Source organism: Candidatus Hodgkinia cicadicola (genome assembly GCF_002774925.1).
In genome coordinates, this window is record NZ_NXGO01000140.1 from 1 (window position 1) to 9052 (window position 9052).

At 26.8% G+C, this 9052-nt stretch carries 7 protein-coding genes, 1 tRNA gene and 1 pseudogene; 2 read left to right on the top strand and 7 right to left on the bottom strand.

The window, feature by feature from the left end; translation table 4 throughout:
- Window positions 1-277 precede the first annotated feature (277 nt).
- Both MAGTDC_RS03700 and MAGTDC_RS03705 read left to right on the top strand, forming a co-directional pair.
- Window positions 278-1564, top strand: a complete 1287-nt coding sequence (locus tag MAGTDC_RS03700) for a hypothetical protein (protein ID WP_146657097.1) — start codon at window positions 278-280, stop codon at window positions 1562-1564.
- Window positions 1565-1976: 412 nt separating this feature from the next.
- A tRNA-Val gene (locus tag MAGTDC_RS03705) sits at window positions 1977-2048 on the top strand.
- A gap of 469 nt (window positions 2049-2517) precedes the next feature.
- Here MAGTDC_RS03705 and MAGTDC_RS03710 read toward each other — a convergent pair.
- The 7 genes and pseudogenes from MAGTDC_RS03710 to dnaK form a co-directional block, all read right to left on the bottom strand.
- Window positions 2518-3543 (bottom strand): PLP-dependent cysteine synthase family protein, encoded by a 1026-nt coding sequence (locus MAGTDC_RS03710; protein ID WP_146657098.1) that lies wholly within the window; start codon window positions 3541-3543, stop codon window positions 2518-2520.
- Window positions 3544-3803: 260 nt separating this feature from the next.
- A complete protein-coding gene (locus tag MAGTDC_RS03715) occupies window positions 3804-4589 on the bottom strand; it encodes a ferredoxin--NADP reductase (protein WP_192573223.1) in 786 nt (261 codons plus the stop codon).
- A gap of 42 nt (window positions 4590-4631) precedes the next feature.
- The gene (locus MAGTDC_RS03720; protein WP_146657100.1) at window positions 4632-6134 is read right to left on the bottom strand and encodes a nitrite/sulfite reductase; all 1503 of its coding nucleotides are present in this window, start codon (window positions 6132-6134) and stop codon (window positions 4632-4634) included.
- Window positions 6135-6429: 295 nt separating this feature from the next.
- The gene (locus MAGTDC_RS03725) at window positions 6430-6765 is read right to left on the bottom strand and encodes a hypothetical protein (protein ID WP_146657101.1); all 336 of its coding nucleotides are present in this window, start codon (window positions 6763-6765) and stop codon (window positions 6430-6432) included.
- 79 nt (window positions 6766-6844) lie between these two features.
- Window positions 6845-7255 carry a hypothetical protein gene (locus MAGTDC_RS03730; RefSeq protein ID WP_146657102.1) on the bottom strand — a complete coding sequence of 137 codons (411 nt, stop codon included), beginning with the start codon at window positions 7253-7255 and terminating at the stop codon, window positions 6845-6847.
- 32 nt (window positions 7256-7287) lie between these two features.
- Entirely contained in the window at window positions 7288-7452 is a 165-nt protein-coding gene (locus tag MAGTDC_RS05075) for a hypothetical protein (RefSeq protein ID WP_192573224.1), read from the bottom strand.
- A 74-nt stretch (window positions 7453-7526) separates the two neighbouring features.
- Window positions 7527-8980 (bottom strand): annotated as a pseudogene (gene dnaK, locus MAGTDC_RS03735) (molecular chaperone DnaK).
- Window positions 8981-9052: the final 72 nt, after the last annotated feature.

A 9052-nucleotide genomic window follows, 5' to 3' on the forward strand; every position in this document is an offset into this window, starting at 1 on the left:
TAATTACTTATATTTTCAATATTTAGTAACTAATTAAATTCTATATTCTTAAATATAATTAGTTTTGATACGATTATATATTTTTTTTTTGACTGATTTTTCTATCATAATAAATATTATTTTTTGTACAAGTATAACAATAATATTAGTTAAATTTACCTTTCAACAAATCATTTAGTTGTTGTTTTATCTCATCAGAGTACAACTCAACGGTTTGGATTATTAATCCCTGTCTAATATTTACTTTTATAATTAAAAATAAGATATATATAACACAATGGTAAGTTGTATTAAATTAATAAATAATATTTGTAAGATTGAATCAACTAAAAGTTTAATCGAAGGGGGAGTTGTAAAAGGTATTATAACCAGAAAAAACAATGAGTTTATGATAATAGATATTGGTTTTAGATCTAATGTTAGACTTTATAAACATAATTTATGGAATTATAATTTATTGAAAATTAATCAACAAATAGATGTTCGAATTGAAGAGTTTGATTCCAAAAAAAATGGAGAGACATTAGTTTCTAGAAGAGGATTAGGTATTGAAGAATCTTGGATCATGTTACAACAGGCATATAACAGCAATTCATTGATCTCTGGACAGATTGTAGCCAATGTTGTTGAAGGATATATGGTGAAAGTGTTTGATTTGTTGGCTTTATTACCCTTTAACCCAACGGATGAGGATATCAACATACAATTGAATAAATTTGGTAGATATAAAATTGATAAAATGGATAGAAAAGAAAATCTTATTACATTAAAACAACCAAATGATAATAAAGAAATGGAAATTAAAGAAAACATAAACATAACGTTGAATAAAGGAGATTTAGTTTGGGGAATTGTTAATAAAGTAACAGATACCAAAATATATATTGATTTAGGATGAATAGATGGTGTTGTTGATTTATGTGGTATAGAATGATATGAAATGTTGAAATTATTATGGAATGTTGTTGTTGGTAGTTTAATATTAACAAAATATAATGGTAAATCAGAAGTTAAAAATATCTTATTATTGAAATGATGTGGATCTGATTATCCCGGTTATAACATTCCTATATTGGGTATTGTTTTAGGTATAAATAATAATCATTTTGATATAAAATTCCAACGAAATAATAATAATGGTGTATTTAATTCAATTATTAGTGTAAGAAATATAAATAAACTTCAATTTGGAACTGATATTAGGTATCATGATGTTGTTAAGTTGGTACCAGATACTATTGATATCTCTAAGAAGACAATATGTTTAAAATTAGATTTAGAAGGAACTAAATATTTTAATTTTGTTAAAACAAACGAAGGCAGATCAATATGAGGGTTAATATCAAAGATTAAGGGTAATTCGGTTGTAATATCCTTACCATGAGGTTTGTATGGAGAATTAAACTATATAATAAGACCATTTAGTAGTATTTCTAACTGATTTAAACTGTCATATGGACGTAGAATTAATGTTAGGATATGTGATTATGATCCCGTTGTTAATAAAATAAGCTTAGCTTTATCAAAAATTAATAAAAACAATTTAGTTATCATAGAAGAATAAATTATTTATTAATATGTATCAATCCATAGCTTGAGTGCTATAAATATATAAGTTTTATACTCAAATTCTTTAGTATTACATCTAATATACTATTTATACCAATATTCATCATGATAAATAACAATATTTTTAAATCTTCAATGTTAATACTATAACTAGTATCTCAGTAATCATTAAATAGAATATATTAATCTGATTAATAATGGTTTTATTGGCTATAATTTATAACAAAAAAAGGTAATAACCAATCACATTTACATCAATTTAATTCGGATTTATTCGATATTTATACAAAATCCTAATAATCTCATGATGTCTTGTTGTTTGGGTTGTTTATAATCCATATTTGATACCAATGTAACATATTTTATTTATTTCTTAAAATATTATAATCTAAAGAAACTATTGTCATGGGTAATTAACTCAGTGGCAGGATGTTTCGTTTACAACGAAAAGGCCAAAGGTTCAATCACTTTATCATCTATTAATTTAGGTATTAATTTTAAATCAGAGATATAAAATCCAAGATAAAGGAATAAAATTACTTAAAATAGATCGATTGTTGTTATTTTGTTGTTAAAAATAAGAACCAGAAAATAGGATTAATATATTAAATAGGTTATTATAGAATAAATTAATAGTAAATTTAAGCTTATTATAGATATTTGATTATAAAAGTACTATATGTTGGACTGTTTGAATGTCTTTAACCAGAATAATAAGCTTTGATTAATATGTAGAAAATTATATTTACCATCTACAACGACATCATCATACATTATCATGAATACATTAACGAATTAATAGATTATTATGACTTGGTCTTACTCAATCACAATATTTATGGATAACAACCAACGAAATGATAGGTATTAAGGGTGTAAACCTTAATTATAGAACCAAAAAAAGTAGATCTGATGTTGATGACCAAAATGTATATATTATTTAACTAGTTATAGGATAGATTCTTGTTGTTCGTTTGAATTTTTAAGTTCTTCTAATTCCGAACAACCATATAATGCTACTAATTCTAATAATGATTGAGGTTTATTATCAAATAACTCAGTTGACATGTATCTTTCTGCTGACGATGGAACTATTATTAATATCTTTTTAAGAGGATTATTAATAACTTCACCTAATTTAATTCCAGCACATATTGCAGCTCCCGAAGATAAACCTACTGCCATTCCTTCTGTGGTTGCCATTATTCTGGCATATTCAATTGCTTCGTGGTCTTTTGCTCTAAAAATATAATCAATAATCTTAATATTTAAAATTTTTGGAAGAAAACCAGCACCTATACCTTGTATCCCATGAGATTGAACCTGTTTGCCTGATAAAATAGAAGCCTTTCAAGGCTCAACTGCAACAATCGAAGTATTTGAATTCTTTCTCTTCTTTAAGACCTCTCCAATACCTGTGATAGTACCTCCTGTTCCCACACCTGAAATGAAATAATCTATATTCTTCATTGATTTTGTTATTTCTTTTGCTGTTGTTTTCTTGTGGATTTTTACATTGATCTTGTTCTCAAATTGACATGTCATTACTGCATGTTTAACTTGATCTGTAAACTCTTTAGCTTTTTTGATGGCTTCTTTTATTCCATTCGATACAAATACAATTTTAGCACCCAATAAGTCCAACATGTTTAGTCTCTCTTCTGAGATACTTTCCGGAACAACTATTAAACATTTTAGCCCCTTACGGGCAGCAACAGCAGCAATACTAATACCAGTATTACCAGAACTTGCTTCTACTATAATTGTGTCTTTATTATACTTATTTCGTTTCCAAGCATCAACGACCAAAGCTTCGGCAATTCTATCTTTGACAGAACCAAATGGATTAAAATATTCTAATTTGGCATAAAGTTGTGTCTTAATGTTGTATTTTTCTTCTATTTTCTTTAATCTTACTATTGGTGTATTACCAACAACTTCTGTTATTGAAGAATATATTTTTTTAATTCTCATTTTTCTTTATTTTATTATAATAATTATTGAAATAAGTTACTAATCCAAAATAAATCCAACATTCTGTTGTTGTTGACCATATTAAACATATATGCAAGTATTTTATTTGGCTTATCTGGATTATTAAAAAACATATTTATAATTTTATCTTTATTTATGTTATACAACACTAATAGGTTATAGTTTTATTAAACCAAAAATTTAAATAATTTATCTTTAGCCAATCGATTAAAGATCTAATTTCAGTTATTTTAAATTAATTAACGATATGCTTTTTCATACACAAAATCTTGTGGATTGTTGGTTGTACCTTCAACATATTTCAGTGATTTTAATAAATTTGTTACATTAAATACCATTTGTTTTGAACCACAGACCATAAATCTATCCATCTCGTTCAAACTATATGTCATTAAATCTGCTATTAGTGTTCCGGATTTTATTAACCATGCTATTCTACCAGTATACGGATATGGTTCTCGAGTTATACTTGGGTAGAATCTTAATTTATTCCTTGCGTATGGTCTAATATAGACTTCTTTTGTCATTTGTTTGATTTTAGTGTTAAAATATTGTAGATCTTGAGAATATCTATATGTTAGAACCACTATTACTTCGTTGAACCTAATATAAGTTTCGTGATCATGTATTATACTAATAAATGGTGCTATTCCTGTACCTGTACAAAATAGAAATAAGCGTTTGCCTGGCTTTAAGGCTTTTAGAAGTAAACTACCTTTTGATCTCATATCAATAATAATCGAGGTATCTGTTGTCATTTTTTGTAAGAAAGTAGTAAAAATACCATTTGTTACTCTCGTTGAATAAAATTCCAATGTATTACTTCATGCTGGACTACATATCGAAAAAGATCTGAACATTAGTTCACCTCTAATTATCAGTCCTATCATTACAGACTCACCGGGTTTAAATTTTAATCTGTTTGGTCTTATGGTTTTAAAACTAAACAAAGTATTAGTATAATGTCTAACAGATAATATCCTAACTAATACATATTCATTCGATAGGTCGAATTTATTATTCATTTTTTTATTACAATATAACATTGGTTATAATTATATCTAATACTATGTACAATTTGTTAGAAAATTTTCAGGTAATTCAATTATATTCCTTTCTAAACATTGATATGTTTTCTCAAATCGATCTTTCTTTAAGTACTTTATAAGTTTATCTAATCATTTTATAATTTTTGGAACTTCGGATGCTGGTGCTGCTTTGCACAACGTACGAGCTAATATTCCGTTTGGTCCATTACCACCAATCATAATTTGATAGTATTCCTTACCTGATTTATTAACTCCAACAATACCAACATCAAATATTTGATGCTGACTACATCCGTTTGAACAACCAGATATTCTTATTTTAAGGTTGGTTTTTAATTCTTCTAATTTCTTTGCTAAAGCTATAGTTCTTGTATTAGCTTGGTTACAATAATCTAAACCTGGACAACATACTATATTGGTTGGTATAAATCTCTTACATACTTCATAGACTTTCTTTATATTTGAAATACAAACATATGGGAGTAACAACGTTTGTGATTGGGTTAATCTTATCTCATTTAAGCAATAAAGTTGAACCATTTTACCTATAACATCAACTTCCCCAGCGAATATATCTCCTGGTGCACCTATTCCTGAATTACAACTAAGTTCTACATGTCTAAAATCTGGTTGTTTGCTTGGATAAGTTCAAGTATTAAATCATGTTTTAAATTCTTCAGAATTATCTCATTCTATTGTTTCGACAGGTTTAACTCTTAAATCCATAGGACATTTTGGTGGTGTAGCGGTCTTAATTCTAGGAAATCCAATCGTTAATTTAATTAATTCAGCCTTTCCTACCTCTTTAACTAAGTGCTTTATTCTAACTGGATGTTGTTTATTAATTCCAAATATTCTATACACCTCAAGGAGGGTAGCAATTCAACTAGAAACATATTCTTTTTCTAAACTTATAAACTTAATACCTACCATTGGTTCTGTTCCCAATCCACCTCCAACGGTTACATATACCCGTTTATCCATTAATCTTAGACCAATGTCATTAAAAGCTCCTGCGTTGTTATCTGTAATATTACCTCTAACACTTATTTTAACTTTCTTTGGTAAATCTATTAATCTTTCATTTAACATAAATTGATTATAAAGTTCAGTCATTAAATCTGTTATGTCTGTTTGTTCATCTAGGCCAATTCCATGTTTCGGATTACATGTTATTTGTCTTACACAGTTACCTGCAGTATGGGCACTTCAAAGTCCAACCTTCGTTAAGGCATACATTATTTGAGGTGTATCTCTTAATTGAATCCAATTAAATTGGACACATTGTCTAGTAGTAACATGGAAATATCATCTGTCATATTTTTGACTTGCTATTGACAATGCATATAATTGTGTTGCATTTAATACTCCACATGGAATTGCAAATCTCACCATATAACTATGACGTTGTAGATATACACCATTAAGAAGTCTAATTGATTTAAATTCTGAATCACTTAGTAGTTGACTTGTCCACTGAATCAGTGCGACAAAATATTTTCCGGCAAATTCCCTTATCATCTTAATGGAGTTCTCTTATTTATAATTTTTAATTCCAAACTATCAAGGTACCAATTTTGATTTATTATTTCCAATAAGCATGTTTTATCACTTTTCTTGTTAATTAACAGATATTTCCATAAATTATGGTTATAAATACTTTCAAATATTGCTAGATTTCTCTTTTTGTTTTTTAAATACATTGTAGAATAATATAATTTTTTCTTAATCATAATTTAATATAATTTTAATAAATTTAAACATTTTAACCTTTAGAAATAAGGAGTTATCTATGTATTCAGAGGTTTTAATTCTTCTAATCATGATAATATTGTTGGTTTTCTTGATAGAACTTGAAAGGATCACTTCCAAGTGATTTATTAAATATGTATAATACAATTAGAGTGTTTGTTTGGATATTGGCTGATGATATACTTCCAAAAGTATTAATATGTTTTGACATCAATTTATCAATAATATATTTAATATCAATATCTATTGCTTTTAATTTTTTATTTCTTTCTATCAGATAAGCCATTACCCACTTAAATCTATTAGATGTATATATTTTAATATCCATATATATTGTTTGAAGTTCCACCATAGTTATTACCTCTGTTCTTCTAATTACAGATTGAAGATTGGACATCATGTGATAAATTTACAATTATTCTTAATATAAACCTTATGGGATTTAATAGTTGTTTTAATATACAAGATATTTATCAAATTTATATTGTATTTATTATTCATTTTTGTTCATTGTAATGAATTAAATAATCTTTTATTGAAAATATTAAATTTAAATTATAACGATTAATGTTATTATTAGTCCTTTCACTATCAATATATTCTAAATATTTTAAAGTATTTGCCATTTCTCTTTTATTGGTAATAACATAGTGATTATAAATATTCACTGTAATACCTTCAGTTCTTTGGATTATATTATATTTCTTACTATTAGTAAAATCTATTATAATTAATCATTCGTTGTTATATTTAAATCATTTGGATAATATTTGATGTTTAATTTTAACATCTTTTTTACCTTTTATTAGGTATAAATTATTAATATATGTTGTATATGAATCTATTTTATTTAATTTATTCAATTTATCTAACTTATTTAATTTATTCAAGTCCTTGTCAATCATTTGAGTTATTTAATATCTTATTGGACGTTTTGTTTGGTGTGATTAGTTCATTTACAAAATTTATCCATGTTAATTTCAGTCTTAATTATTCTTAATAAGATGTTATAGGTTTTATTAATATCTTTAAAACAAAGTATTAGTTCAGAATTAGTTATATTAGTTAAATCCATTTGCCATTTCATGAAAGATTTATGATTTGTTTATATTAATCTGTTTGTTTGTTATTTTTTATCTAACAATTTATATAAATTACTCATTAGTTATTAGCTTTTGTATTATACATTGTTTGACCTAATATCATAGATTTTTCCATTAACTGTTTTACCATTGATCTCAGTTGTTCGATGTCTATCTCTTTGTTGTTTAATTCTTTCTTTAAATTATTTATACTATCCAAAATATTAGATTTATCTTGATTTGAGAGCTTAGTATCTAATTCTTTCATAGATTTATTTGTAGAATAAATTAAACTTTCAGCTTGATTTCTGACTTCGGAAACATCTCTAAGTTTTTTATCAGTCTCTTCATGTTCTTTGGCCTCGTTAATCATAGTATTAATTTCATTTTCTGTTAAACCACCAGAAGTTCTAATCTTAATTTGTTGTTCTTTACCTGTTGCTTTATCTTTTGCAGAGACTTGAACTATTCCATTAACATCAATATCGAATGTAACCTCAATTTGGGGTATACCTCTTTGAGCTTTAGTAATTCCAATTAAATCAAATTGTCCTAACATTTTGTTGTTATAAGCCATTTCTCTCTCACCTTGGTAAACCTTTATAGTAACAGCAGATTGGTTGTCTTCAGCAGTTGAAAATATTTGAGATCTTTTTGTTGGTATTGTAGTATTTTTTCAATCAATCTAGTAAATATACCACCTAGAGTTTCAATTCCAAGTGACAATGGTGTAACATCTAATAGCAATACATCTTTTATGTCTCCTTGAAGGACTCCAGCTTGGATAGCTGCACCAATTGCAACAACCTCATCAGGATTAACATTTTTGTTAGGATCTTTACCGAACAAATCTCTAACAGTTCTTTGTATTTTTGGCATTCTTGTCATTCCACCTACTAATATTATTTCATTTATAGTATTAGAAGTTTCGTTAGCATCAATCAAAGCAATTTCACAGGGTTTAATTGTATTTTTAACAAGTTCATCAATCAGATCCTCTAATTTTGCTCTTGATAAATTACATGATAAATGTTTTGGACCATTTTTATCGGAGGTAATAAAAGGTAAATTTATTTCCGTATTAGTAATAGATGATAACTCTATTTTAGCTTTTTCTGCTGCATCTTTAATTCGTTGAATAGCAAGTTTATCTTTACTTATATCAATACCTGTTTCTGTTTTAAAAGTAGAAATAATATAATATAAGATTTTAGAATCAAAATCTTCTCCACCTAAAAAAGTATCACCATTCGTTGATTTTACTTCAAATACTCCATCTCCAAGTTCCAAGATGGAAACATCAAAGGTTCCACCACCTAAATCATAAACTGCTATTTACTTAGCATCTTTTTTATCTAATCCGTATGCTAATGCAGCTGCTGTTGGTTCGTTTATTATTCTCAAAACATTTAGACCTGCTATGTTTCCCGCATCCTTTGTCGCTTGTCTTTGTGCATCATTGAAATATGCTGGTACAGTTATTACCGCTTTGCTTACAATTTCTTTTAAATAATCTTCTGCTATAACTTTCATTTTTGTTAGAATAATGGCAGATATTTGCGATGGAGAATATTGTTTACCATTTGCCTCTAATCAAGCATCACC